The organism is Brevibacterium sp. VCM10 (assembly GCF_000583215.1).
GTDB lineage: Bacteria > Actinomycetota > Actinomycetes > Actinomycetales > Brevibacteriaceae > Brevibacterium > Brevibacterium linens.
Genome location: NZ_JAJB01000015.1, coordinates 1 through 26,963 on the forward strand (window position 1 = coordinate 1; position 26,963 = coordinate 26,963).

Genomic DNA, 26,963 nt, shown 5'->3' on the forward strand with positions numbered 1-26,963 from the left:
CCGTCAGGTAGCAATTAGTGTCAGCCGAGGAGGAGGCCCTTGGTCTGTGCGACTGCGCGGTCGAAGCGTGCGCCGGCGTCTGCCCAGTTCACGATGTTCCACCAAGCCTTGACGTAGTCGGGCTTGACGTTCTGGTAATCGAGGTAGAAGGCGTGCTCCCACATGTCCAGCTGCAGAACCGGGGTGCCGCCGAGCTGGATGTCGGACTGCTGGTCCTTGAGCTGCTCGATGAAGAGGTTCCCGCCGAGCTGGTCGTAGACGAGGACGGCCCAGCCGGAGCCCTGGATCGTGGTGGCCGCGGTGGTGAAGTGCTCACGGAACTTGTCGAACGAACCGAACTGGTCGTCGATGGCTGCGGCGAGTTCACCGACCGGCTTGTCTCCACCGTCCGGGGACATGTTGTTCCAGAAGATCGAGTGGTTGACGTGACCGCCCAGGTTGAACGCCAGGTCGCGGGTCAGCTTCGGCACATTCGCGAGATTGCCGGACTCGCGGGCTTCGGCCAGCTGCTCAGCGGCGGTGTTGGCACCCTTGACGTAGGTGGCGTGGTGCTTGTCGTGGTGCAGCTCCATGATGCGAGCCGAGATGTGCGGCTCAAGAGCGGAGTAGTCGTAGGGCAGTTCCGGAAGTGTGTACTGCTCAGCCATGAGATTCCTCCTGATCAGATTTGATGACCACCACATCGGTGGCTTCATTTCGACCCTATCCCAGGGTCTCATCTCGGACAACAAGGGGATTCGGCAACCTATTCCATATGACGCGAGGTGACACCTCGACACCCGTCCGGAAAGGCTGACTCCCTCACCGAGGCGGCCCCGACGTCAGCCTGCCACCGTCACCTGCGTGCCGGTGACGGTTTCACCCGAGGTTGCGTGAGATGAGCAGCCGCATGATGTCCGAGGTGCCCTCCTCGATCTCCTCGAGCTTAGCATCGCGCATCCACTGCTCGACCGGGTGCTCTCGCGAATACCCCCATCCGCCGAGGGTCTGCACGGCCGCCCAGGTGCAGAACATCGCCGTCTCCGAGGCGTTCAGCTTCGCCATGGCCGCCGCGGCCGTCGTCTTCTCCCGGCCCACGGCGTCACCGGCGTCGAGCATCCGCGCCGCGTTGAGCACCTGCAGCCACGCGGCGTCGATCCGCGAGGACATATCCGCCAGCCGGAACGCCACGGCCTGATGATCGATGATCCTCGTCCCGAACTGTGTGCGCTCCCGCGCATAGTCACGCGCATATTCGAAGGCCGCCCGTGCCGTGCCGAGCGCCGCAGCCCCGAGCACCACCCGTGAGATGTCGAAGGTGCGCATGAGTCCGTAGAAGCCCTGCCCTTCCTCGCCGAGGCGGCCCGAAGTGGGCACGAAGGCGTCGGAGAGGAAGATCTCCCGACACACGATGGCCCGCTGTCCCATCTTCTTCATCGGCGCCCCGAACTCCATCCCCTCGGTCTCCCGGGGCAGCAGGAATGCGCTGATCCCACGCGAACGCTGCGAGGTGTCGGTTTTGGCGAAGACGACGTAGAAGTCGGCGAGCCCCGCGTTCGAGATCCAGGCCTTCTGCCCGTTGAGCACGTACCCGCCGTCGACGGCATCCGCCCGGGTGATGATCGACGCCGAGTCCGATCCGGAGCCGGGTTCCGTCGTCGCCAGCGCCGTGATCGTCGGCTCCGGACCCGTGAGAGGTCGCAGCCACTCCTCCTTCTGCTCCGGCGTGCCCAATGCGAGGATCGGGTCGGCGAAGAAGCCGTTCGAGCACACGAAGTTCCCGATGCCCGGATCCCCGAAGCACAGCTGCTCCTGGACGAGGCATTGGGTGAAGACATCGGTGAATCCGCCGCCGCCGAATTCCTCGGGGATCATGAAGTCGGTGATCCCGAGCTTCGCGGCGGCGGTGAAGATGTCGACCGGCGATTCGGTGTCGGCCTCGTCGACGCGGCGACCGGCCGGTCGGATCGTGTCGTGAGCGAATCCGCGCACGAGGTCGAGTATGTCGTGCTGTTCATCGGTCAGCGGCCACGGTGTGTAGTTCATCGGTTCTCCTTCGCAATGTCGGTGGAGGTCGGGCGCCCCATTGCGCCCGACCGACGTCCCTCGTCCCCAATCAGTCGAGCATGTCCGCTCCGGCCCGGGAATCCTCGGTGATGTGGATGAGTGTCGGACCATCCGCTGCCTCCGCCACGGTGAGAGCGGCCAGCAGCGCATCTGCCCCGTCGACATGGACCCCGCGTGCCCCCATCGCCTGCGCCAGCGCCGGGAAGTCCGGTCCGGTCAGCCTCACCCCGGACGGGGTGTCCCCGCGGTCGTCCATCTCGTTGCGGATCTCCCCGTACCCGCCGTTGTCGACGATGATGAGGCTCATCCGCACGCCTGCCTGGACGGCTGCGGCGAGTTCGGCGATCGTGAACATCGCTCCCCCGTCGCCTTCGACCGCGACCACTCTGGCCTGCGGAGCCGCGAGTTTCGCACCGATTCCGGCGGGCAGACCGAAGCCGAGCGTGCCCGCCCCTGCAGGGTAGAGGAACCGGTCACCGGGGCGGGCCTTCCATCCGGTCTGCACCCCGTAGTAGCAGGCCATCGTCGAGTCCGCCGCGAGGATGAGCGGAGAGTCGTCGGTCTCCGCGAACGCGGTGAGTGCCGTCGAGAGATCGGCCCAGGGGCGGCCGTCGGATTCCATCGCCGAGGCGGCCCTTGCCTTCCAGCCGCCCGTCCAGTCCCGTGCGGCGATGGTCGCGGACTCCGTGCGCAGCATGGACATCCGCTCGTTCAGGGCGGCTGTCGCGTCCTTCGCGGCGGCGAGGATCGGATGGCTGACGTCAGCGTTCGTGAGCATCTGCACCTCGTCGATGTCGATGCGCACGACGGTGTCGGGCAGCGGCAGCGGTTCCGGCCAGAAGTCGCTGGGTGCCAGTTCGGTGCCGATCGCGATGACCGCATCGGCATCGCCCGTGAGCTCTGGGAGCAGTTCGAGGACCCCGATGGCGCCGATGGTGGTCTCGGCGCGGTCATCGACGAGTCCCTTCGCATTCGACGACAGGACGATTCCCGCTCCGAGCGTCTCCGCCAGCGCTGCGACCTCCTCTCCTGCTCCGTGAGCTCCGGCGCCGGCGATGATGAGCGGTCGCGTCGAACCGGCGATCGCCTCGGCGGCGGCATCGATCGCTGAGGGCACGAGGGCCGGCAGTGCCCGGGTCACGGACAGGTGGAGTGTTCCGGGGCCGGCGTCTTCGATGAGATCGAGCGGGATCTCGATTGCGGCCGGACGGGTCCGCCCCGAACGCATCGCCGACAGTGTCTGCCCCACCGCCAGCGACACCTCGCCGGGACTCGTGACCCGCATGACCTCGGTGAGGACGGCTGACAGGGCAGCAGACTGATCGCGGACTTCGTGGAGGAGCCCGTTGCCGCGGCCGGGGTGGGTCAGCGGCATGCCCGGCGTGATGAGGAGGACGGGTACGGAGTCGGTGAAGGACTGCAGCAGGGCGGTGAGTGCGTTGAGCGCGGCCGGTCCGGTGGTCGTGACGACGACCTGCACCTCACCGGTGACGCGGGCGGCGCCGTCGGCCATGTAGCCCGCGCCCTGTTCGTGGCGGGGTGAGACGATGGCGATTCCGGCGGCACTCAACTGCGCGAAGATCTCGAGGTTGTGGGTGCCGGGGATCCCGAAGACACGGGTGATCCCTTCGGCCTGGAGTGCGCGCGCCAGATGCGCCCCGCCGGTGGTGGTCGTCTGGTCCATTCTCAGTCCTCGCTGTTCGGGTTCTCTGCTGACACATTCCCTGCTGACACGTTCTCCGCTGGCGGGTTGTCCGTTGTCACGACGAGTGCGTCGACAGCCAGGCAGCCGTCCGGGGCGACTCGCACCGGGTTGATCTCGATTTCGGCGATGGCGTTGTTCCCGGCCACCAGTCGGGACACCGCGACGATGACCTCGGCCAGGGCGTCGATGTCTGCGGCGGGCCTGCCCCGCCATCCGGTGAGCAGCCGCGAGCAGCTCAGCCGCGCGATCATGTCACCGGCTTCGGCATGGGTGACGGGGGCGAGTTCGAGCCACGTATCGGCGAAGAGTTCGGTCTCCGTCCCGCCGGCGGCGACGATGACGAGCGGCCCGAAGTTCTCGTCCTGCCGACCCCCGACGAGGATCTCGACGACATGGTCACGTGTGTCCATCTCCTCGAGGATGTACTCACCCTCGCCGAGGCGGCCCACCATGTCCGCATACGCCGTTTCGACTGCGGGCAGGTCGTTCAGCCCCAGTGCGATGCCCCCGACCTCGGTCTTGTGGGCAGGCCATCCGGCCTTGAGCGCGAACGGCGGATTGAGTCCGGAGTCCGGGACCGCCTCGGCGGGTGCGCGGGTCTCCCCCGGGCCCACGCTACCCACGGTGACAGCGGCAGGAACGGGAATCCCAGCGCCCGCGATCACTGCACGAGCGGCCGCATATCCGGTGCCCCACGGGGTGACGGGGCCGGTGAGTTCGAGTGATTCGGTGAGCCGGCCCGCATGGGCGGCGTAGAAGCCGGCACGGGCGAGCACGCGCATGGCCGCTTCGATGGAGGTGCAGACGGGGACGCCGAGCTCCCAAAGACGGGTGACGGCCGGCGAGGATGCGCTCATCGAGTGGACGATGACGGGTTTCTTCGCCTCGGCGACGAGGCCACCCAACCGATCGACGACGGCCAGTTCCCGGTCGATGAGGTCGGGGACGTCCTCGCCGTAGCAGCCGAAGTATCCGGACAGGACGACGGCGTCGATGTCCGCGTCGGTCAGCAGCACCTCGGCGAGGTCCGCGTAGACGTCGAGGTTCTTCTCCCCCGCACCGTCGAGGTCGATGGGGTTGTCGATGTGGTCGGCGTCGGTGAGTATCCCGGCGGCACGGTCTCGCATGGCCGGTGTCAGTTCGGTGACATCGAGTCCCCAGCTCTCGGCCGTGTCGGCGGCGATCGCTCCCTGCCCGCCGGAGTCGGAGAGCACACCGATGCGCCGGCCGTTCGGCAGCCAGGCCGAGGCGAAGAATCCGGCGAGCTCGACGAGCTGGCCGGGGGTGGTCAGGCGAATGGAGCCGGCGGCCCGGCAGGCGGCGTCGATGGTGTCCATGGCCGTGGTCATCGACCCGGTGTGGGATCGTGCCAGTCGCGCTCCTGCACTGGAGGCTCCGGTGGTCAGGATCATCGTCGGCTTCCCGGCGGCGCGCAGGGCCTTGAGGGCGGAGACGAGGGCGGCACCGCCGGTGAAGGATTCGAGGTAGAGCGCGACCTGAGCGGTGGCGGGGTCGTCGACGAGGGTGGTGAGCACCTCGGCGGCGCGGACGTCGGATTGGCCGCCGATCGACGCGAACCGGGAGATGCCGAGTCCGCTGCGGGCCGCGAGGGTGGCGATCTCCGTGCCGAGCTGTCCGCTCTGGGTGACCACGGCGAGACTTCCGGGGGTGAAATTGCCCCAGGCCAGGAGCAGATCAGAGTGTGAGTCGACGAGACCCAAGGAGTTCGGGCCGATGAGGCGACCGCCGGCTTGACGGATCGTGGCAGCCAATGCGTCGGCGTCGGGGACGCGGGCGGAGATGATGAGGAAGGCGCGCACTCCGTTCTCGAGTGCTTCGGCGACGACTCCCGCGACGGTCGGGCCGGGCACGGAGATGACGAGCAGCTCCGGGGTCTCCGGCAGGTCGCTGAGGCGGGCGAATGTCGGCCGACCCTGGATCGAGGCGGCTGTGGCGTTGATGAGGTAGACGCGGCGGCGCTCGGATCCGCGCAGGGCTCCGGCGGCGAGCCAGAAACCCCATTTGCTGGAATCGTTCGAGGCCCCGAGGACGGCGACGCTGCCGGGATCGAAGAAAGCGTCCATGTCGCTAGCTTTCCAGCGCTGAGGCGGGGGCGGCGGTGTTTTCGGCAGAGGCCGCGTGGAGCGCGGCGAGGTTCGCATCGACCTTCGCCTGGGCTGCCGCCCGGGGGCTGATGCCCTGGTCGCGGGCGGCGATGAGGACTTCGGCGGTGAGGTCGTACAGGGTGGTGGTGACGATGGCGCGACTGTCGTCCCAACTGCCGTCGACGTCGCCGAAGGTCACCCACCACCACCAGGCGTTCGTCGCCGAGTTCGCGAGGAAGTCCGGGATGACGGTGACGCCGCGGGCCAGCAGCGTCTCTTCGGCTGCGGGCAGGACGGGCATGTTCGCGGCCTCGACGATGAGTGAGGCGGTGATGCGGTCGCAGTTGTCCGGCGTGATCGAGTAGCTCACGGCAGCAGGGATCAGGACGTCGGCGTCGGCGGCGAGCCAGTCGTCACGATCGCCGACGCGGTCCTCGGGGCGCAGTGCTGCGCGATCGATGCCGCCGAACTGGTCGCGGGTGGTCAGCAGCGCTTCGACGTCGAGTCCCGCGGGGTTGGTGACGAGTCCGTCGGCATCGGCGATGCCGACGATGCGCAATCCCGCCTCGGCGAGGTAGCGGGCGGTGGCTCCGCCCATGGAGCCGAATCCCTGGATGACGGCTGTGGATTCGCCGGGGTCGCGGCCGGCGTCGCGCAGGGCGGCGAGCACCGAGGTGGCCACGCCGAGACCGCCGACGAGTTCGTCCTGGGCGAGGCCGTCGACGATGGTGGAGAACGCCTTGTCCGCGCGGGCTTCGACGGCGGCCGGATCGTCGACGAGCTTGTCGACGGCGGACAGTCCTGAGCCGAGTGCGCTGCGGTCGAGGATCTCGTCGATGTCGTCCTGGCGGACACCGAGGTCTTCGCCGAGAGCCCAGTAGGCGCGCATGATCGGATTGATGTCGACGAGGAAGCGTTCGAGGACGTCCTTGGCTCCGGGTGCGCGGGGGTCGAAGTCGATGCCGCCCTTGGCACCGCCGACGGGCACATAGTGTCGGCCCTCGCGGAGGTGGATGGCTTCCTTGCGGGTCATCCCCTGGGCGAGTCCGCGCACTTCGTCGAGCGAGCAGCCCTTGCGCATGCGCAGTCCGCCCGACGCGGTGCCGCGCACGAGGGTGTCGATGACGACATAGCCTGCCGCGCCGGTGACAGAGTCCTGCCAGGTGATGTCCATGAACATGGGGCCTCCAGGAGAGTCGGGAGCAGATGACGTCCAAGCCTTACTGAATCGCTATTCAGTAACGTGTACGACTCAAGTCTGACGGCGCGATGCCCACCACGTCAAGGGGCGCGGTCACCCGAGTTCGCGGTGGAGGAAGTCGTCGACCCAGGCGCTCAGCGCCTCAGTGTCGACGGCCTGCGAATTGATCATCACCTGGATCGCCAGACCGTCGAGGAAGGCCAGTACCCGGGTCGCACACGCCTCGGTGCCGCCGTCCGGGGCCGAGCATTCGCCTGCCGCGATGGCCTCGTCCATGAGGCCCACGAGGATCGACTTCCACTCCTGGTCGAGAGCGGCGAATGTCGACCGCAGAGCGTCGTCGACGAGTCCGGCCGACCAGCCGTCGATCCAGATCTTCCAGCTGCGCGAGGATCCGCGGGGCAGGTACCAGCCGACGACGTCCCGCAATCGTTGGAGAGCCGAAGCACTCCCCCTCGCCAAGGCAGCCCCAGCTGCCAGTTCCCTGGCGTGGTCGATGTCCTGGCGCCCGGCGAAGTCGAAGGCCTCGGCCACGAGGGCTTCCTTCGTCTCGAAGTGGTAGATGACGAGGCTGGCGCTCAAACCCAGACGGGCAGCGACGTCGGAGACGCGCAGCCCGCGCAGACCCGTCGCCTCGATCTCCTCGACCGTGGCCGCCAGAATCTCCTCCCGACGGACCGCTGCGTTCTTCCTCGCCATCTCGCCTGTCCCCTCTACGTTCCTGCTGACGGGCGTCCCGCGTCCGAGAGCCGAAGCTCTGGACGCGGCGACGCGCTCAGGGCATTTCGACCTCGGCGGCCGGTCCGACCAGGGCCAGAGCCTTGGGCCGCGACAGCAGCCGCCCGGCCATCTCGCTGACGTCCTCGGCCGTGACCGAGCGGACACGTTCGATGAGGTCCATCGGCGATTCGAGCGGCAGCCCGAAGATCTCCGACCGCGCGAGACGGTTCATCCGCGCCGCAGAGGACTCGAGACCGAGCACCATCGAGCCTGAGAGCTGGGACACGATCTCGTCGAGCTCGAACTGGCTCGGCGTCTCCTGCGCCAACCGGTCCCATTCGCTCATGGCCAGGTCGACGACGGCCTGAGTGTTCTCGGCCGTACAGCCGGCGTAGATGCCGAAGGTGCCGGTATCCGTGAACTGACTGGCCACACAGTTCACGGCATAGGCCAGTCCGCGCTCCTCGCGCACGCTCTGGAACAGCCGCGACGACATCCCGCCGCCGAGCATCGTGAGCATGACCGAGTAGATGAACCGGTCGTCATGGCCTTCTTCCAGACCTTCGCAGCCGAGCATGATGCCCAGCTGTTCGATGTCCTTGACCGTATGCGACTTCCCAGAGTGGAACTCAGGACGCACCCGGGCCGCCCCACCGAGGTGCGAGCCTTTCGCCACCGAGGCGGCCCCGCCGTCCGCGTCGCCGGTGTCCACCGAGTCCCCACCGTGACTACCGTTCCCCGCACCCGACCAGACATCGGCACGAGATCCGAGCCCCGCCTCGGCGAGGGCATCCTCAACCATCGCGAGGACCTCTTCATGGGTAGCACCGCCCGCGGCGGCGATGACCAGGCGAGGCGGAATGTACGTCGACTGATAGTGGTCGATGACCGTGTGGTGGCCGAGCACGCGGATCTGATCCTTCGTCGCACCCACGGGCCGGGCCAGCGAGTGCGAACCGAAGACCAGGGAATCGAAGTCGTCGAAGAGGACGTCTCCGGGATCATCGGCGGACATGGCGAGCTCTTCGATGATGACTCCGCGCTCGCGTTCGAACTCTTCGGTATCGAGCTGGGAGTTCGAGACCATGTCGACGAGCAGCCCGGTGATGTTCGGCAGGTCTGTCACCAGGCACCGGGAGTAGTAGCAGGTGAGCTCCTTGGCGGTGATCGCATTCGAATCCCCGCCGGTGCGGTCGAAGGCCGCGGCGATGGACTTCGCATCCCTCGACCCGGTGCCCTTGAACAGCATGTGCTCGAGGAAATGCGTCGATCCGGCGGTCTCGGCGGATTCGTCGCGGGACCCGGCTGCGACCCAGATCCCGATCGTCTCCGAGGCCAGGCCCGGCATGTGTTCGGTGGTCAGCGTCAAACCACCGGGGAGGACAGACCGATCGATTCGGCTGCCCTCCCCGGTGTGCGAACTATCCAGTATCAGTTGTCTGATCCCTCTTCGTCCGACTTCTCGTCTTCGTCGGTGACCGGAGCCAGCGAGAGCTTGCCGCGGTCATCGATCTTCGTGATCTCGACCTGGACCTTCTGGCCCACGCCGACGACGTCCTCGACATCCTCGACGCGCTTGCCGTCGTTGAGCTTACGCAGCTCGGAGATGTGCAGCAGGCCGTCCTTGCCCGGGGTCAGTGAGACGAATGCGCCGAAGCTCATCGTCTTGACCACGGTGCCCAGGTAGCGTTCGCCGACCTCGGGAACCTGCGGGTTTGCGATCGCGTTGATCATCGACCGGGCGGCCTCGGCGGCCGGTCCGTCGGTGGCACCGATGAGGACGGTTCCGTCATCTTCGATGCTGATGTCCGCGCCGGTGTCCTCCTGGATCTGGTTGATCATCTTGCCCTTGGGCCCGATGACCTCACCGATCTTGTCGACGGGGATGTTCACGGAGATGATCCGCGGTGCCGTCGGTGCCATCTCGGCCGGGGCGTCGATGGCTTCAGCGATGACGTCGAGGATGACCATGCGTGCTTCGCGGGCCTGCTTGAGTGCGGCACCGAGCACCGAGGCGGGAAGGCCGTCGAGCTTGGTGTCGAGCTGGATCGCGGTGATGAAGTCACGCGTACCGGCGACCTTGAAGTCCATATCGCCGAAGGCATCTTCGGCACCGAGGATGTCGGTCAGAGCCGCGTACGCGGTCTGCTCGCCCTGGTCGGTGGAGATGACATCGGAGACGAGTCCCATGGCGATGCCGGCGACGGGCGCCTGCAGCGGCACACCGGCCGAGAGCATGGCCAGCGTCGAGGCGCAGACCGAACCCATCGAGGTCGAACCGTTCGAACCGAGGGCCTCGGAGACCTCGCGGATCGCGTACGGGAAGTCCTCGCGCTTAGGCAGAACGGGCACGAGGGCGCGCTCGGCCAGCGCTCCGTGGCCGATCTCGCGACGCTTCGGGCTGCCCACACGACCGGTCTCACCGACCGAATAGGGCGGGAAGTTGTAGTGGTGCATGTAGCGCTTCGAGGTCTCGGGTGAGAGCGAATCGATCGTCTGCTCGAGCTTGAGCATGTTGAGCGTGGTGATACCCAGGATCTGGGTCTCGCCGCGTTCGAAGATGGCCGAACCGTGCACGCGCGGGACGACGTTGGTCTCGGCGGTGAGCGGACGGATGTCCTTGAGCCCACGACCGTCGATGCGGACCTGCTCGGTGAGGATGCGCTTGCGCACGACCTGCTTGGTCAGCGCGTTGAGCGCGTTCGCGATCTCCTTCTCACGGCCTTCGAAGCGCTCACCGAGCTTCTCGAAGAGCTCGTCGAGGAGTGCGGCGCCGGCGGCTTCGCGCTCCTGCTTGTCGGCGATGGTGAAGTTCTCGGTCTGCTTCGCCTCGGCGAGTTCCTTCACGGCCTCGTAGACGTCGTCCTCGTAGTCGCGGAAGACGGGGAATTCGACGGTCGGCTTCGCGGCACGATCGGCGAGTTCGGACTGCGCGCGGCAGAGCTCGGCGATGAACGGCTTCGCGGCTTCGAGACCTTCGGACACAACCTCCTCGGTGGGGGCCTGCGCGCCGGTCTTGATCTTGTCGATGGCGTTGTCGGTGGCTTCGGCCTCGACCATCATGATGGCGACGTCGTCGCCGACCACGCGACCGGCGACGACCATGTTGAACACGGCGTCCTGAAGCTGCGAATGGTTCGGGAACGCGACCCACTGGCCGTCGATGAGCGCGATGCGCACACCGCCGATGGGGCCGGAGAACGGCAGACCGGACAGCTGGGTCGACATCGAGGCGGCGTTGATGGCCAGGGCGTCGTAGATGTGGTCGGGGTTGACCGACATCACGGTGACGACGACCTGGACCTCGTTGCGCAGGCCCTTGACGAAGGACGGGCGCAGCGGGCGGTCGATGAGGCGGCAGGTGAGGATCGCGTCGGTCGAGGGGCGTCCCTCGCGGCGGAAGAACGAGCCGGGGATGCGGCCGGCGGCGTACATGCGCTCTTCGACGTCGACGGTCAGGGGGAAGAAGTCGAAGCCCTCACGGGGGTTCTTTCCTGCCGAGGTGGCCGAGAACAGCATGGTGTCGTCGTCGAGGTAGGCGACGGCGGAGCCGGCGGCCTGCTGGGCCAGCCGACCGGTTTCGAAGCGAATGGTGTGTTTGCCGAAGCTGCCGTTGTCGATATGGGCAACGGCGGATTCAGGGTTGAGTCCCACGTAGTCTCCTAGTTTGTGCCGGTGCGCGGCGGTCATCGCAAGACCTGCAGCGCTCGAGGGAGGCCCCTCGGCGCGAAGAGGCAGCGCTCTGCATTGCACAGTGCGAAGCCCCGCGCCCTTCCGGCGGGATATTGGCAGTGGACGATGCATGGATCCACGCCGGTCATCGATCGGGGCCCACGGAACCGGTGCCGGCAGCCACCTGCATCTGCAAGCCTGTGTCAGCGCGCGTTCCTCCGGAGGCCACTACCGAAGACCGAAACGTCCATGGCATGTGCGTCCACTCATGAGTCTACCGCAGAAGCACGAAAGCGCCCCACCGAGTGGTGGGACGCTTCCGAACAGTTCGAGACGGTCCGATCAGACGGTGCTGATCAGCAGAGTCGAATCAGCGGCGCAGGCCGAGGCGCTTGATGAGCGAACGGTAACGCTCGATGTCGACGTTCTGCAGGTACTTGAGCATGCGGCGACGCTGGCCGACGAGCAGCAGCAGGCCACGACGCGAGTGGTGGTCGTGCTTGTGATCCTTGAAGTGCTCGGTCAGGTCGATGATCCGGCGGGTCAGCAGGGCAACCTGGACCTCGGGAGAACCGGTGTCGCCCTCATGAGTTGCATATTCCTTGATGATCTCTTGCTTCACAGCGGTATCGAGAGCCATGGAGTTCTCCTTCGTGTCGTTGCGCGGCGCAGGGACCTGAAGTCTCTGCACTATGGGACCGCGGCCGGTGAAAACGGCAGAGATCAGCTTATCAGGTGTGCAGGACTTCGCGCACATCGGCGATGTCCTCATGCATCTGCACGATGAGGTCGTCCATCCCGGTGAACGCGACCTGCCCGCGGATGCGGGAGACGAATTCGAGAGTCATCTCACGGTCGTAGACGTCGAATTCGCCGAATTCCTTGTCGAGCACGTACGCCTCGACCCGTCGGACCTGCCCCTGGAAGGTCGGGTTCGTGCCCACGGAGATCGCCGCCGGGTACGCCTGGTCCTCACCGTTGAACGTCGCCCATCCGGCATAGACGCCGTCGGCGGGGACGAGCCCGTCGGGATTCGCCGAGAGGTTCGCCGTCGGGAATCCGAGGTCGCGTCCGCGGGCATCGCCGTGGACGACGGTGCCGTGAAGTGCGTGGTAGCGACCGAGCTGATCGGCCACCTCGGCGACATCACCGGCGGTGAGCTGTTCCCGGATCCGCGAGGACGAATACCGGCCCCCGCGCCCGACCTCGTCGATCGTCTCGGTCCGGAAGCCGAATTTCTCGCCGAGGCTGCGCAGGGTCTCGATCGTGCCTTCGTTGTCACGCCCGAAGCGGACGTCGTCGCCGACGACGACGATCTTCGCGTGCAGGGCTTCGACGAAATATCTGCGCACGAACTCCTCGGCCGACTGGGCGGCGAAGTCGAGGTCGTAGGGCTGGATGAGCAGGCCGTCGATTCCGGTGGCGGCGATGAGCTCGGCGCGCTGCCGGGTCGAGGTGATCATCACGGTCGGGTCGTCGGGGCGGTGGACCGTGCGCGGGTGCGGGTCGAAGGTCATCGCGATCGAGCGCAGGCCCTCCTGCCTGGCCCGGGCGGCGACGGTGGCAAGAACCGTCTGGTGTCCGCGGTGCACGCCGTCGAAGTTGCCGAGGGTGACGACGGTGCCGACAGCGTCGACCTCGACCTCACCGAGTCCGTGATACAGCTCCACCAGACATTCGCTCCTTCCGTGCACCGATTCAGATTATCGCAGACATCTTCCGCCTCCTAACCCGGACCTCGCCGAGGCGGGGAAGACCCGGGAGACCCCGGTCAGGCCACGATCGCCCAGCCGATGACGCCGAGGAGGGAGGCCAGGGCGATGGAGACGAAGGTGCCGATGATGAACCGCTCCCCCGCGGCCGCCGAGGATTTGATCTCCGCGAAGCGACCGAGTCCTTTGACCGCGATGACCACGGCCATGAGCTCGGGTCGTCCGAGCACGATGGCTCCGGCGATGAGTGCGCGTTCGACGATGCCGATCCACAGTCCGCCGCGTAGGACTTCGACGTCCTCGGCCCCGGTGTGTGCGGGCCTGGTTCCCGGGCCCGCATGGGTCAGGCGAAGGAGGAGCGGCACGAGCGGCCAGCCGATGAGTGCCGCGACGAGGGCGGCGGCGATGGCGACGAGCACCTCAGTCCACATGTGCGGCTCCTTCCGACAGGGCTCGTTGGAGGCGGGCGAGGTGGTGCCGAGCCAGGTGCTCGGCGCCGGCGACGATGTCGGCGGGACCGGCCGACAGCACCCGGGAGACGGCCTGCTGGGAGACGTCGAACTCTGCGGCGATCTCAGCCTGAGTCGCCTCGGGGTGGTCGAGGCGGAAGCCGACGTAGCCGCGGGCGTGGCTGCGCAGCTCGCTCAGCGTACTGATGAGCAGCCGCAGGGCCGCCTCAGCCAGGCCGCGATGGTCACTGTCCGCGTCGGCACCGACGACGAGGTTTGCAGGTGCGGACTTCGCCGCTTCGACAGCCTGGCGCGCGGCGTAGAAGGCCGCTCCCCTGCCCTCCGTGGTGGTCTCGGGCAGGGGCCGTTCGACCTCGCCGATTCCGATCCCGATATGCCAGCCGGCGTCGACGCCGATGCGGCGGACCGCCTCGGCGACGGCATCAGGGTCGTCGAGGACCCCCTGAACCTCGTCACCGATGGTGCGGGCGAAGGGGACGATCGTCTCGATCGGCGCCAGCGCCTCGAGGATTCGGGGCACGGCGTCGGCGTGTGAGCGCGAATCCTGCTGGTCGATGGTCAAGACGAACATAGGACAAGTAGATCAGATGGCACCGAGAGATACAAGCATTTTGATTGTATTTATCTAGTACAACATTTTTCGTTGTGTCAGTGAGGTGGCCGGGTCCCGTTCAGGCGAGGTCGATGGCGAAGGCGGTCAGTGACTTCAGCCCGCCGCTGCGACGAACTTCGGCCACGGAGACGAGCGCATCGTCGCAGACGACGGCCACTTCGCGATTCTCTGAGCCGCCGGTGTCGGCGGCGGCCCGGCCAACAGCGTCGGGGGCGGGGTCGGCATGCCAGTCGCCGGCAGGAACAGTCTTCCCCTGCATGAGCGCCCTGGCCTGACCGGCGTCGACGGTGACGACCGGCAGCAGGGTGCGGGCCGCCTCGGCGAGGGAGATGAGGGTGGGGGCGGGAACGTCGAGGTCCGCGGGCAGGGTCGCGGCCTGGTCGATGTGGAAATCACCGACGCGCGTCCGCCTGAGCGCGGTGAGGTGGCCGAAGATCCCGAGGTCGGTGCCGATATCGCGGGCCAGTGCGCGCACATACGTCCCGGACGAGCAGTCGACTTCGACGTCGACGTCGATGTGCCCCTCCTCGGCGGCGAAGCGGATGTCGATGATCTGGAACTCCGAGACCTCGACGCGACGGGCCTTGAGTGCGACGTCCTCGCCGGCGCGGACCCGGGCATAGGAGCGCTTGCCGTCGACCTTGATCGCCGAGACGGCGCTGGGGACCTGATCGATGGGGCCGCGCAGCTCGGCCACGGCGGCCTCGATGGCCGCGGTGTCGACACGGGCGAGGTCGGCTGGGTCCGCGAAGCGATCGGGCTCGGAATCGGCATCATCGGTCGGGGTCGACGACCCCAGACGGATGGTGGCGAAATAGGTCTTCGAGACCCCGGTGATATAGGTGAGCAGCTTGGTGCCGCGGCCGAGGCCGAGGACGAGCACGCCCGTGGCCATCGGGTCGAGAGTGCCGGCGTGGCCGACCTTCTTCGTCCCGAACCAGCGGCGGATGCGGGAGACCACACCGTGGGAGCTCAGTCCCTGCGGCTTGTCGCAGACGAGGACGCCCTGTGGGGAAGAATCGCTCACTGGGTTCGGCGATCAGTTGAAGGACACGTGCACGTGGTCGAAGTGGTTGGCGGTCGCGCCTCCGCGGTCCTCCATGCCCTTCCAGCCCCGTCCGGGCATCCAGATGCGCTGCTCCCAGATGACGTATTTGACGTTGAGGGCGCCCTGGTTCTGGATGAGGTAGTCGGCGATGCGGTCGCCGGTGGAGCCGGTGATCATGATGTCGACGGCTTCTCCGGTGTTGTGGTCCGAACCGGTGCCGGGTCGACGTCCGCCGAAGGTCTTGACCTCGGGGAACTTCGCGCAGACGGCACGGTAGCCGTTGACGGCGTTCGGCAGCAAACCAGACTCGATCGACGACGACACGCTGCAGGCCGGAGCCGAGGTGTCCGAGGAGGTGCCGCCGCCGGAGGACTTCTCATCGCCCGACTTCTCATCGGAGGACGAATCGTCGCTCTTCTTCTCAGCGGCCGTGGATTCGGCGGTCGGCTCGGGCTTCGGCGGAGCCTTGACCTCAAGGTCGGTCTTCGACGTCTTGTTCTTGTACTTCGGGTCGTCCTTGACCTTCTCCAGGTACTCTTCGCCGGCCTTCTTGCGTTCGGCGTCGAGTTCCTTCTGGCTCGGGGTCGAGGCAGTGGTCGACTCCTCGGGGGTCGTCGACGCGGCCTCGGTGGTGACATTGCCGGACTCCGGCGGTCCCATGACAACGGTCGAACCGACGACGGCGGCGGTCGCGGCTGCCGGGACGGCGATCGCGGCGACGACGGGACGCTGCTTGACAGTCGCCAGCACGGAAGTCGCCGAGGACGGCGCATTCGCTGCGCGACGACCGGCGGGGCGCTTGCCGGGAGCGAGGTCCCGGACCAGCTGCTTCGCGAACGACGGCTTCGGTGAGGAGTGCTTACCCAATGCAGAAATCCCTTAACAGAGTCGTAATCATTTCGTTACCGCAAGAAGTCTACGACATCTCGGAAAGATAACAAAACTGTTACGAGAACTTTTTTTCGCGACGTGACGAAGCTCAAATCCGCCTCTCAGCCGCCGTACTGCCGTTCTCCGCCGATGACCAGGAGCGATGATCGGGCCGGCCGGATGCGGCCATCAGTCTTCGTCGGCGTCGTCGGTCTTCTTGTACGGGTCGGATTCACCTGCATGCTGCGCGTTCTTGGCCAGCCCGGCCACGCGGGCATCGTCGGCGGCGGCCTGAGCGAGCAGACCGTCGAGACGGGCGGCCGCCTCGGGGACGGCATCGGCGATGAATTCGAGGCTCGGAGTCAGACGGATCGTCAGTCCCTTGCCGACCTCGGAGCGGATGAAGCCCTTGGCCGATTCGAGGGCGTGACCGGTGCCGACGAGGTCCTGGTCGTCGCCGTAGACGGTGTAGAAGATGGTGGCGTGCTGCAGATCGCCGGTCACGCGCACATCAGTGACGGTGACGAAGCCGAGGCGGGGGTCCTTGAGCTTGCGCTCGATGGTGCTGGCGACGATGACCTTGATCTGGTCGGCGATCTTGCGGGCCCGTGTCGAGTCTGCCATGGTGCGTGTCCTTCTGTTCGGGGCCGGAACAACTCTTCCGGCCCTATATTAGCGGTGGAATCGAACCGGCTCCGGCCGGTCCCCCGTCCGGGGGCCGACCGGAGCCGTCGACTCATGGTGTCAGTCCCATCCGTCTCCTCGGGTGCGCTGCTGCTGCGCTCCGATCAGGCGGATGCGACTCGCGGTGCGACCGATCAGTCGCGCGGCTTCTCCTGCATCTCGAAGGTCTCGATGATGTCGCCGACGCGCAGGTCGTTGAACTTGCCGAGTCCGATACCGCACTCGTAGCCCTCGCGGACCTCGGTCGCATCGTCCTTGAACCGGCGCAGCGATTCGATGTGGACGTTGTCGCCGATGACGATTCCGTCGCGGGTGACGCGAGCGGTCGAGTTCCGCTTGATGAGGCCGTCGCGGACGATCGAACCGGCGATGTTGCCGAACTTCGACGAGCGGAAGACCTCGCGGATCTCCGCGGTACCGATCTGGACCTCTTCGTACTCGGGCTTGAGCATGCCCTTGAGCGAGGACTCGATGTCGTCGATCGCCTGGTAGATGACCGAGTAGTAGCGGACGTCGACGCCTTCGCGGTCGGCCAGGTCGCGAGCCTTCGCTTCCGGACGGACGTTGAAGCCGAGGACGATCGCGTTGTCGACCGTGGCCAGGTTGATGTCGTTCTCCGTGATCGCACCGACGCCGCGGTGGATGATCCGCAGGTCGACGTCGTCGCCCACATCGATCTTGAGCAGCGAATCCTCGAGTGCTTCGACGGCACCGGAGACGTCACCCTTGAGGATGAGGTTGAGCATGTCGACTTTGCCCTCGGCCAGAGCCTTCGTGAAGTCTTCGAGGCTGATGCGCTTGCGACCGCGAGCCTGAGCGGCGTTGCGCTCGATGGCGTCACGCTTCTCAGCGATCTGACGGGCCGTGCGATCGTCATCGGTGGAGATGAACGAATCACCGGCACGCGGGACGGACGACAGACCGAGCACCTGCACGGGGCGGGAGGGTCCGGCCTCCTCGACGACGTTGCCGTTCTCATCGAACATCGCACGCACACGTCCGTAGGCGGTGCCGCAGACGATGGCGTCACCCTGACGCAGCGTGCCGGACTCGACGAGGACGGTGGCGACCGCACCGCGGCCCTTGTCCAGCTTGGCTTCGATCGCGATGCCGCGAGCGGACTTGTCGGGGTTCGCCCGCAGGTCCAGCGCAGCATCGGTCGTCAGCAGCACGGACTCGAGCAGCTGGTCGATGCCCTCGCGCTTGAGCGCGGAGATCGGCACGAACATGGTCTCGCCGCCGTATTCTTCGGCCACGAGGTTGTACTCGGTCAGCTGCTGCATCACCTTGGCGGGGTTGGCGCCGTCCTTGTCGACCTTGTTCACGGCCACGACGATCGGCACATCGGCCGCCTGAGCGTGGTTGAGAGCTTCGATCGTCTGCGGCATCACGCCGTCGTCGGCGGCGACCACGAGGATCGCGAGGTCCGTCGACTTCGCACCACGGGCACGCATGGCGGTGAACGCCTCGTGACCGGGGGTGTCGAGGAAGGTGAGCTTGCGCTCCTGGCCCTCGTGGTCGACCTCGACCTGGTAGGCACCGATGTGCTGGGTGATTCCGCCGGCCTCGCGGGAAGCGACATTGGCCGAGCGGATCGCATCGAGCAGCTTGGTCTTACCGTGGTCGACGTGACCCATGACGGTGATGACCGGCGGACGCGCCTGCAGGTCTTCATCGTCTTCTTCTGCGGCTTCGGCATCGAGGTCGATGTCGAAGGTCTCCAGCAGCTCACGGTCTTCGTCTTCGGGCGAGACGATCTCGATCTTGTAGCCGAGCTCTTCGCCGAGGACCTCGAAGGTCGCCTCGTCGAGGGACTGGGTGATCGTGGCCATCTCACCGAGGTGGAAGAGCACGGTCACGAGGTTCGTCGGATCGGTGTTGATCTTCTCGGCGAAGTCAGCCAGCGAGGAGCCGCGACGCAGACGCAGCGGAGTGTTGCCGTCTCCGCGCGGAACGGTGACGCCGCCGACCGACGGAGCCTGCATCTGCTCGAGCTCTGCGCGCTTCGCCCGCTTCGACTTGCGTCCCTTCTGACGGGGACCGCCGCCGCGGCCGAATGCACCCTGTGTGCTTCCGCGACCGCGACCTGAACCGCGACCACCGGGACCGCCGCCGGGTCCGCGACGCGGTCCGCCGGGACCGCCGCCCGGTGCACCGGGTGCACCGCCGGGGGCATTTCCGCGTCCGCCGCCGCGACCGCGGCCGGGAGCGGGCTTGTTCAGTGCCGAGTTCTTCAGCATCGACGGGTTCGGGCGAGGTGCGCCCGGGCGAGGTGCCGGACGCGAGCCGGAGGTCTCGTCACTGCCGGAGCGCTGCTTCTGACCGGGCTTCGGCATTCCCTGCGAGGGCGCGAACGGGTTGTTGCCGGGGCGTCCGCCCTGGCCTCCCTGACCGCCCTGGCCACCCTGACCGCCGGAGCGACCGCCGGGCTTGGGTCCGCGGCCGGGCTTCGGCATTCCCTGCGAGGAGGCGAAGGGGTTGTTTCCGGGACGTCCGGCACCGCGACCGCCGGGCTTTGCCGCACCCGGCTTGGGTGCTCCGGGCTTCGGGGCGCCGGGCTTGGGCGCGGCAGACGGCTTCGGGGCACCGGGCTTCGGCGCCGAGGAGGCAGCCGGCTTGGCTGCGGGAGCCTCGGTCGGATCGGCCTTCGGTGCGGCCGGCTTGGCGCCGGGCTTCGGTGCGGACTTCGCCGCGGGGGCGGCATCCTCGGCGGGGGCCGACTTCGCCGCTCCGGCGGGCTTGGCAGCACCGGGCTTGGCAGCACCCGGTTTCGCAGCCGACTTCGCGGCGGGCTTGGGTGCGGGCTTCGCACCGGGCTTCGGGGCTCCGGGCTTCGCGGCCGGCTTGGCGGCCTTCTTCGCGCCGGTCGACTTCCCACCGTCGGCGGAAGCGGAATCGGCGAATGCCTCCTTCACGCGGCGCACGACGGGCGCTTCGAGCGTCGAAGAGGCGGAGCGAACGAATTCGCCCATGTCCTGGAGCTTTTCGAGGACGTTCTTACTTGTTGTGCCGAGCTCTTTCGCGAGCTCATGGACACGGGGCTTTGCCACAGTTCTCCTGTCCGGGTTCTTTCCCGGTCAGGAAAGAACCTCATCAATGAAGAGCAGTACTCATTTCACTGCTCTCTCGAATTCCGTCTGGGTGTCATCGTGCGACACTCACAACTTGTCATCCATTCGGCTACCCGTTCTCGTTGGGTTCGGTATCCGGCCTCGGGAGGTCCGAGGCGGTGATCTTCGTTCGAAAGGATCGAGCGAAGGCGGCAGTGGTCAGGGCCCTGTTCAGGCACTTCTCATCGGGATGCACCCACGCACCACGTCCCGGCAGTGTCGCTGACACGTCGTGGACGACGGCGGGATGCTGGTCGGGGCGGAACACGAAGCGTGTCAGCTCGTCCCGACCGGCCCTCTGCCTACAGGCGATGCACGTCCTTACGGGTCCATCACCAACATTCACAATGAATGATTCTACAGCACCGGCACCCCCGCTCGCGCCAAGGGGGCCAGTGGTGCGAATCACTGCGACAGGCTACTCGCCTGCGACGATGTCGATCTTCCACCCGGTGAGCTTGGCCGCCAGGCGGGCGTTCTGCCCTTCCTTGCCGATGGCCAGGGACAGCTGGTCGATGGGGACGACGGCACGGGATTCCTGCGCGGCGGCGTCGAGGATCTCGACGCTCTTGGCCTTGGCCGGGGACAGGGCGTGGGCGATGAACTTCGCCGGGTCGTCGGAGTAGTCGACGATGTCGATCTTCTCCTGGCCGAGTTCGTTCATCACCGCCCGCACACGTGAGCCGAGCTCGCCGATGCACGATCCCTTCGCGTTGACTCCCGGCTTCGTGGCGCGCACGGCGAGTTTCGTCCGGTGGCCGGCCTCACGGGCCAGGGACACGATCTCGACGGTGCCGTCGGCGATCTCCGGGGCCTCATGGGCGAAGAGTCGGCGCACGAGGTTCGGATGGGTGCGGGAGACGGTGACCGAGGTGCCCTTCGTGCCCTTGTGCACATCGGCGATGTAGACGCGCAGTCTGGTGCCGTGGGCGTAGGTCTCGCCGGGGACCTGTTCGTGCGGCGGCAGCACCGCCTCGACGTCGCCGATGTCGACCTGAATCATCTGCGGGTCCCGGCCCTGCTGGATGATGCCCGAGACGATCTCGCCCTCGCGTCCCTTGAACGTGCCGAGCAGGGTCTCGTCCTCGACATCGCGCAGCCGCTGGTGGATGACCTGTCGGGCGGTCTGGGCGGCAATGCGGCCGAAGCCGGTGGGGGTGTCGTCGAATTCGCCGATCGGGTTGTCGTCGTTGTCGAACTCCACGGCCAGGATGCGCACCTCGCCGGTGGACTTGTCGAGTTCGGCGCGGGCGTCGGGCCAGGCTCCTTCGGTCTTCTGGTAGGCGAGGTAGAGCGCCTGTTCGATGAGTTCGATGAGGGTTTCCAGTGGAATCTCACGCTCTCGTTCGATCACGCGCAGAACATTGAGGTCGATGTCCATGTCTAAATCCTCTCTCGCTCAACCGAGCATTGAATTGTCTGTGTTCACTTATGCAGGCGTAACAGTCTATCCCAGTCCGCGCCCGCACTCTGTCCGTGCTGGGGCGATCTCGCTGCCGTCCGAGCGTGAGGTTCGCCTCAGCGGAACTTCAGTTCCACCTGAGCCTTGCGGATCTCACCGAGGTCGACCGTCTTCGATTCCTTGCGCTGGGGGTCCGTGCCCGTGATCGAACTCTCCCCCACCTCGGCGAGGTCGAGCTTGAAGGTGTCCTTCTTCGTCGTGATCTCCAGGCGCCGGCCGATGACGCGTCGGAAGTGGCGTGGGGTCTCGAGCTTTCGGGTGGCGCCGGGGCTCGTGACCTCGAGCTGGTAGGGCTTGTCCCGGAAGATCTCGACCTCGTCGAGGGCGTCGCCGACGATCTTCGTCGATTCGGCGATCTTCTCCATCGACATCGGGTCGGTGCTCGATTCGTCGAGGTCGACGACGACGGTGAGCGTGCGCCGCGGACCGGCCGCGACCGCTTTGACGGTCTCGAGGTGGAATCCCGCCTCCTGCAGGGGCAGGGCGAGCAGGCCCTTGATCCGCTCGACGTCTTCGTCCATGTCTCCTCCATATCCTTGTGCGTCCCCGTCGCCGAGGCGGGGCGAGGGGGCAGGCGCACCGTGCCCGTGTGCGACCGCCGTGTTCTCACCCACCCTAAGCGACAGGCGCCGTCGAGGTTAAGCATTCGACCCGGTTCGGGCGTACCTCGGCGCTGACCGGGCATCCGATAGGATTGCCGTATGCGTTTTCCCGTCAGTCGCCGCGGCCTGTTGACTGCCGGCGTCGGCGGGCTGAGCGTGGGTCTGCTCACCGCCTGCGGTCTGCGACTCGATCAGGATCCGGAGATCCCCACGCTGGATGCGACCCAGCAGCTGCGCAATCGTCTCGCCCGCATCCTCGACTTCGCCTCCCCCGGCACAGGGGATCCCGAAACCGCTGGTGAGGACCTCGCTGCTTTCGCTGCGGCGGTCGGACCGGTGTGGAATCCGCCGACAGAGTTCGCCACCGAGGCACCCCCGACCGAGGATGAACGGACCTTCGTCGAAGCCGCCGAGGTGGCCTCCCGCGCCGTCTTCGAGGCCTCGGCGTCCCTGGGATCGGGTCTCATTCCCGTCCTGGCCGATGTGGCCACAGGGCTGGCCCTGGTGGCCGGGGCGAAGAAGCCGGAGATCATCACCACCGCCGCCGAACTCATCCGTGCCGGGCGTGAGGAGCTCGACGGCTCGGACCGCGGCGCTGAGTCGACGGCGTCGCCCAGCGCCACCGGCAAGGCCGACGCGGATGCCGGGTCGAACGACTCCGGAAGCGAGGAGACCGCGGGGCAGGCAGACATGTACAACGCGATCCTCAACCAGTCGCGAGCGGCCGCGTACGGCTATGAGCGGCTCGCCGTGAACTTCGGCTCGAAGTCACGCGAACGCACGGCTGCGCTGGCTCGGCTCGAATCCCTGGGTGCTCTGTCCGGGGAGATGCTCGAACGCCTCGGTGAGCACACGGCCGATCCGGCCGCCTCGGCGTGGAAGCTCGACCCCACCCCGACGGACGCGGACTCCGCGAAGGACCTCGCGCTCTCCCTCGAGGACGGCATCGCGTCGGCACTTCTGCCCTGGTTAAAGGCGGACGCCTCGGCGATTCTGCGGCTGTGGGAATCGGCCCGGACCCGATCGGACTTCGCCGACCCGCAGCCGCTGCGATTCACCTATGACGAACCCGGGCAGGCGGAGGTGCAGAAGTGAAGGTTCCACCGGTTCTCTACCGTGCGACGCGCGAGATCATCGGCGAATACCGCACCGATTCGTGGGTTGCAGCACTCGACTATATGGCCAATGAGCTCCTCGACCGGTGGAAGCTGCGCTTCGACGATGTGCCCGGGGCCCCATGGGCCGGCTGCGAGTCCTTGGTGATTCCGGTGCTCACGCAGGAGAACTATCAGGGGGTGCTGCGGTTCGCGGCTCCCACCTCGGCGCATACGGCAGCGCATGCGCAGGTGCTGCGGGCGCTGAAGATGTGGAACGGGCACGGGGCCGTGCGGGTCATTCGGGATGATCGCAGCTTCCGGGTCACTCTGCAGGAGCGGCTGCGCACGAAGGACAATCTCTCCGTGCTGCCTCTGGGCGATGTGCCACCGATCTGGGGTGCCCTGCAGCGGTCCCTGGAGATTCCGGCGACCTCGGAGTTCCTGCGCGTCCAGGATGTCGTGGCCGGGTGGCTGAACTCGTTCGATGCCGATGCTGCGCTGCTGACCGGGTGGTCGGAGGCGGGTCCGCACGATTCCCTGCTGTTGTCGTTCGCCCGCAACTGGATGCAGACCCTGGCCTCGTCGGATGAGAACTGGCTCATCCATGCCGATCTGCACTACTACAACATCCTCGCCGGCAACCCCGACCCGACGGGCGTCTCGACATGGAAGGCCATCGATCCGCAGCCCTTGGCCGGTCCGACCGCGTACACCTTGGCCCCGATCCTGTGGAACCGTCTGGCCGAGATCCCCTCGGACCATCCGCAGGCGCAGGCGGCGTGGCTGCGCGGCTTCGCCACGGACCTGGCGCTGTGTGCCGGGGTCGATCCGCAGTACGGGATGGGCGCGACCGTGGCTCGTGAGATCACGAACATGTTCTGGTACCTGCGCGCAGCCTCCGGTGGGTCGAATTCGAGCCTGGCCGATGCTGCTCGTTCCCTGTGGGTGGCCCGCGCCCTGTCCGGCGCCGATGTCGCCGGAGTCAACGCCCACGCCCTCAAACCCATCGGCTGACCCCACTTGCTACCTGACGGGGGCCCAGCAACCTCGCGCGAGGTTGCTGGGCCCCCGTCAGGTAGCAATTAGTGGATGAGGGTGGCGATGACGTCGAAGCCGAGCTTGAGGATCAGCACGGAGACGACGATGACGAAGATGACACGGACGAACCCGGAGCCCCTCGCCAGCGCGGTGCGGGCACCGAAGATTCCACCGGTGACGTTGCCGATGGCCACGATCACGCCCAGCAGCCAGACGACCTGACCGTCGGGGATGAAGTAGACGAGCGCTCCGAAGTTCGTCGCCCAGTTGATGACCTTCGCCGTCGCCGAGGCCTGCAGGAATGAGAATCCGATGATCGAGACGAAGGCGATGACGAGGAACGATCCCGTGCCTGGTCCGAGCACCCCGTCGTAGATGCCGATGACGAACCCGATCAGCCACGACAGCGCGTGGTGGCGTTTCGACGTTTCCCCGAACCGCAGGGTGGCGTCGGCCCCGAGGCTCGGGTTGAGCACCGTGAAGATCCCGACCCCGATGAGCGCGACCAGGATGATCGGGGTGAACGCCTCAGCCGGCACCAGGGTCGCGAGCTTCGCCCCGAGCACGGCGCCTAAGAACGCCGAGGCCGCGGCCGGGATCGTCGCCGACCGGTCCGGGGTGATCGTGCGCAGATAGGTGATCGCCGAGGCGGTCGTGCCCGCAATCGACCCGATCTTGTTCGTCGCGACTGCTTGGACGGGGCTCATCCCCGGCACGAGCAGCAGCGCGGGCAGCTGGATCAGTCCGCCCCCGCCGACGACGGCATCGATCCAGCCGGCCAGGACTCCCGCGGCGAGCAGCCACAGGACCATCGTCCAGGTGACGTCGATGCCTCCGGCGAGGGCGTCGAACACCGAGGCGGCTCAAGCGTTCCGGTCGGCGCTGACCGCCGCATCGGCTGCGGCTGCGGCCTTCGCGTACGCCTCACGTACCCGTGCCACGGTGGCGGGGACCACCTCGGCGACGGGCTGATCGGACTTCTCCCCGGCCAGACGGTCACGCACCTCGACGACGCCGTCGGCCAGTCCGCGGCCGGCGACGATGACGGTGGGAATGCCGATGAGCTCGGCATCGGCGAACTTGAACCCGGGCGAGACCTTGTTGCGGTCATCGAGCAGGACGCTGACACCGTCGGCTTCGAGTTCGGTCGTCATCTTCTCGGCGGCTGCGGCGATCTCCTCGCCCTTGCCGGCGACGATGATGTGCACATCGGCCGGGGCCAGGTGCTGCGGCCACAGGAGTCCGTCCTCGGAATGGTACTCCTCGGCGATGCAGGCCATGACACGGGTGACGCCGAGGCCGTAGGAACCCATGGTCACGGTGGTCGCCTTGCCGTTCTGGTCGAGCACCTTGAGGTCGAGGGATTCGGCGTACTTGCGGCCGAGCTTGAAGATCTGACCGATCTCGACACCGCGGGCCAGTTCCAGCGGACCGGAGCCGTCCGGTGCCGGATCGCCGAGGACGACCTGGGCGGCTTCGATGGTGCCGTCGGCGGTGAAGTCGCGTCCGGCGACGAGGTCGAAGACGTGACGGCCGGGCTCATTGGCGCCGGTGATCCAGCGGGTGCCATCGACGACGCGAGGGTCGAGGAGGTAGCGGATCTTCGAGGGCGATTCGATGCCGAGCACCGGGGCATCGAGGGAGTTGCCGGGTCCGATGTAGCCCTTGACGAGCTCCGGGTGGGCGGCGAGATCCTCGGCGGTCGCGGCTTCGAGGTCGACCTCACCGTCGCCGAGCATTCCGGTGCCGGCGGCCCGGTCGAGGTCGACTTCGCGGTCACCGGGCAGGCCGATGACGATGATCTCGCGGGTGCCGTCGGGATGGGTGACGGCGCAGACGACGTTCTTCAGCGTATCTGCGGCGGTCCACTCACGATCGGAGCGCGGGTGCGAGGCGTTCGCCGCTGCCACGAGGGTCTCGATCGTCGGGGTGTCCGGGGTGTCCTCGACATGCGCGGCCGGCGACTGCGAGTAGGGAATCGCCTCGGGCACGATCGAGGTCACGGCCTCGACGTTCGCGGCGTAGCCGCCAGGGGAGCGCACGAACGTGTCTTCACCGACCTCGGAGGGGTAGATGAATTCTTCGGTTCCGGAGCCGCCCATGGCGCCCGGGGTCGCCTTGACCGGCAGGCACGGTAGGCCGAGGCGGGCGAAGGCACGCAGGTAGGCCACACGCATGGCCTCGTAGGAGGCGTCGAGTCCGGCGTCGTCGATGTCGAAGGAGTAGGCGTCCTTCATGATGAATTCGCGTCCACGCAGCAGGCCGGCGCGGGGGCGGGCTTCGTCGCGGTATTTCGTCTGGATCTGGTAGATCGACAGCGGCAGGTCTTTGTACGAGGAGTAGAGGTCCTTGACCAGGAGGGTGAAGACCTCCTCATGGGTGGGCGCGAGGATGTAGTCATTCTCGCGGCGGTCCTTGAGATGGAAGAGGTCGGGCCCGAAGGCCTCCCACCGGCCGGACTTCTTGTACGGGTCGGCCGGCAGCAGCCCCGGGAAGTGGACTTCCTGGGAGCCGGCGAGCGCCATCTCTTCGCGCACGATCGCTTCGATCTTGCCCAGCACGGCCAGTCCCAGCGGCAGCCACGTGTAGATTCCCGGTGCTGACCTGCGGATGTATCCGGCACGGTGGAGCAGTTTGTGGCTGGCCACCTCGGCGCCGACCGGGTCCTCCTTCTGGGTTCGCACGAACAGGGACGACATGCGCAGGGCCATGGGTAAATCTCCTCAACTTGTCAAGACTCAGATCGAACACTATCGCACGCGGGCGAGCCGGAGGGAATCCGAGCGGGTGCGGATTCGTCACCTGCGG

Annotated in this window: 23 protein-coding genes; 2 read left to right on the plus strand and 21 right to left on the minus strand. The window is 67.0% G+C overall.

Features of this window, described 5'->3' with window-relative positions:
- Positions 1–20: 20 nt before the first annotated feature.
- From AD89_RS0103730 to rimP, 19 genes are all read right to left on the minus strand, one after another.
- Complete coding sequence (locus AD89_RS0103730; protein ID WP_025777267.1) at positions 21–647, minus strand: superoxide dismutase; 627 nt, start codon at positions 645–647, stop codon at positions 21–23.
- Between the two features lie 211 nt (positions 648–858).
- A complete protein-coding gene (locus tag AD89_RS0103735) occupies positions 859–2,025 on the minus strand; it encodes an acyl-CoA dehydrogenase family protein (protein ID WP_025777268.1) in 1,167 nt (388 codons plus the stop codon).
- A 70-nt stretch (positions 2,026–2,095) separates the two neighbouring features.
- On the minus strand, positions 2,096–3,730 hold the full coding sequence (locus AD89_RS0103740; RefSeq protein ID WP_025777269.1) for a thiamine pyrophosphate-binding protein: 1,635 nt from the start codon (positions 3,728–3,730) through the stop codon (positions 2,096–2,098).
- Between the two features lie 2 nt (positions 3,731–3,732).
- Positions 3,733–5,835, minus strand: coding sequence for an acetate--CoA ligase family protein (locus AD89_RS0103745; protein WP_025777270.1), 2,103 nt, complete (start codon positions 5,833–5,835; stop codon positions 3,733–3,735).
- A 4-nt stretch (positions 5,836–5,839) separates the two neighbouring features.
- Positions 5,840–7,036, minus strand: coding sequence for a Glu/Leu/Phe/Val dehydrogenase dimerization domain-containing protein (locus AD89_RS0103750; RefSeq protein WP_025777271.1), 1,197 nt, complete (start codon positions 7,034–7,036; stop codon positions 5,840–5,842).
- Positions 7,037–7,150: 114 nt separating this feature from the next.
- Positions 7,151–7,756: a TetR/AcrR family transcriptional regulator gene (locus tag AD89_RS0103755; protein WP_025777272.1), complete on the minus strand. Its 606-nt coding sequence runs from the start codon at positions 7,754–7,756 to the stop codon at positions 7,151–7,153.
- Positions 7,757–7,832: 76 nt separating this feature from the next.
- Positions 7,833–9,146, minus strand: a complete 1,314-nt coding sequence (locus AD89_RS0103760) for a M16 family metallopeptidase (protein ID WP_025777273.1) — start codon at positions 9,144–9,146, stop codon at positions 7,833–7,835.
- Positions 9,147–9,208: 62 nt separating this feature from the next.
- The gene (locus AD89_RS0103765; protein WP_025777274.1) at positions 9,209–11,431 is read right to left on the minus strand and encodes a polyribonucleotide nucleotidyltransferase; all 2,223 of its coding nucleotides are present in this window, start codon (positions 11,429–11,431) and stop codon (positions 9,209–9,211) included.
- A gap of 388 nt (positions 11,432–11,819) precedes the next feature.
- Positions 11,820–12,089, minus strand: a complete 270-nt coding sequence (gene rpsO, locus AD89_RS0103770) for a 30S ribosomal protein S15 (protein WP_025777275.1) — start codon at positions 12,087–12,089, stop codon at positions 11,820–11,822.
- A 91-nt stretch (positions 12,090–12,180) separates the two neighbouring features.
- Positions 12,181–13,119: a bifunctional riboflavin kinase/FAD synthetase gene (locus AD89_RS0103775; RefSeq protein WP_025777276.1), complete on the minus strand. Its 939-nt coding sequence runs from the start codon at positions 13,117–13,119 to the stop codon at positions 12,181–12,183.
- A 101-nt stretch (positions 13,120–13,220) separates the two neighbouring features.
- On the minus strand, positions 13,221–13,592 hold the full coding sequence (locus AD89_RS0103780; protein ID WP_025777277.1) for a hypothetical protein: 372 nt from the start codon (positions 13,590–13,592) through the stop codon (positions 13,221–13,223).
- Entirely contained in the window at positions 13,582–14,202 is a 621-nt protein-coding gene (locus AD89_RS19195; protein ID WP_025777278.1) for a hypothetical protein, read from the minus strand. Before AD89_RS19195 ends, AD89_RS0103780 begins: the two co-directional genes overlap by 11 nt.
- A gap of 100 nt (positions 14,203–14,302) precedes the next feature.
- Positions 14,303–15,271 (minus strand): tRNA pseudouridine(55) synthase TruB, encoded by a 969-nt coding sequence (gene truB / locus AD89_RS0103790; protein WP_025777279.1) that lies wholly within the window; start codon positions 15,269–15,271, stop codon positions 14,303–14,305.
- A 12-nt stretch (positions 15,272–15,283) separates the two neighbouring features.
- Positions 15,284–16,159: a hypothetical protein gene (locus AD89_RS0103795; RefSeq protein WP_025777280.1), complete on the minus strand. Its 876-nt coding sequence runs from the start codon at positions 16,157–16,159 to the stop codon at positions 15,284–15,286.
- A 192-nt stretch (positions 16,160–16,351) separates the two neighbouring features.
- Positions 16,352–16,786: a 30S ribosome-binding factor RbfA gene (gene rbfA / locus AD89_RS0103800; RefSeq protein ID WP_025777281.1), complete on the minus strand. Its 435-nt coding sequence runs from the start codon at positions 16,784–16,786 to the stop codon at positions 16,352–16,354.
- A 194-nt stretch (positions 16,787–16,980) separates the two neighbouring features.
- Positions 16,981–19,896, minus strand: a complete 2,916-nt coding sequence (infB, locus tag AD89_RS0103805; RefSeq protein ID WP_025777282.1) for a translation initiation factor IF-2 — start codon at positions 19,894–19,896, stop codon at positions 16,981–16,983.
- A gap of 130 nt (positions 19,897–20,026) precedes the next feature.
- A complete protein-coding gene (locus tag AD89_RS0103810; protein WP_331279714.1) occupies positions 20,027–20,365 on the minus strand; it encodes a YlxR family protein in 339 nt (112 codons plus the stop codon).
- A 9-nt stretch (positions 20,366–20,374) separates the two neighbouring features.
- Positions 20,375–21,337: a transcription termination factor NusA gene (nusA, locus tag AD89_RS0103815; protein ID WP_025777284.1), complete on the minus strand. Its 963-nt coding sequence runs from the start codon at positions 21,335–21,337 to the stop codon at positions 20,375–20,377.
- Positions 21,338–21,474: 137 nt separating this feature from the next.
- Positions 21,475–21,939 carry a ribosome maturation factor RimP gene (rimP, locus tag AD89_RS0103820; protein WP_025777285.1) on the minus strand — a complete coding sequence of 155 codons (465 nt, stop codon included), beginning with the start codon at positions 21,937–21,939 and terminating at the stop codon, positions 21,475–21,477.
- A gap of 180 nt (positions 21,940–22,119) precedes the next feature.
- Here rimP and AD89_RS0103825 point away from each other — a divergent pair, with 180 nt between their 5' ends.
- A complete protein-coding gene (locus tag AD89_RS0103825) occupies positions 22,120–23,115 on the plus strand; it encodes a hypothetical protein (RefSeq protein WP_025777286.1) in 996 nt (331 codons plus the stop codon).
- The gene (locus tag AD89_RS0103830) at positions 23,112–24,131 is read left to right on the plus strand and encodes an aminoglycoside phosphotransferase family protein (protein WP_025777287.1); all 1,020 of its coding nucleotides are present in this window, start codon (positions 23,112–23,114) and stop codon (positions 24,129–24,131) included. The genes AD89_RS0103825 and AD89_RS0103830 overlap by 4 nt, the downstream gene beginning before the upstream one ends.
- A gap of 68 nt (positions 24,132–24,199) precedes the next feature.
- Here the strand turns inward: AD89_RS0103830 and AD89_RS0103835 are convergent, their stop codons facing one another.
- Positions 24,200–24,967, minus strand: coding sequence for a TSUP family transporter (locus AD89_RS0103835; RefSeq protein ID WP_035319841.1), 768 nt, complete (start codon positions 24,965–24,967; stop codon positions 24,200–24,202).
- A gap of 51 nt (positions 24,968–25,018) precedes the next feature.
- Complete coding sequence (locus AD89_RS0103840) at positions 25,019–26,866, minus strand: proline--tRNA ligase (protein WP_025777289.1); 1,848 nt, start codon at positions 26,864–26,866, stop codon at positions 25,019–25,021.
- Between the last annotated feature and the right edge of the window lie 97 nt (positions 26,867–26,963).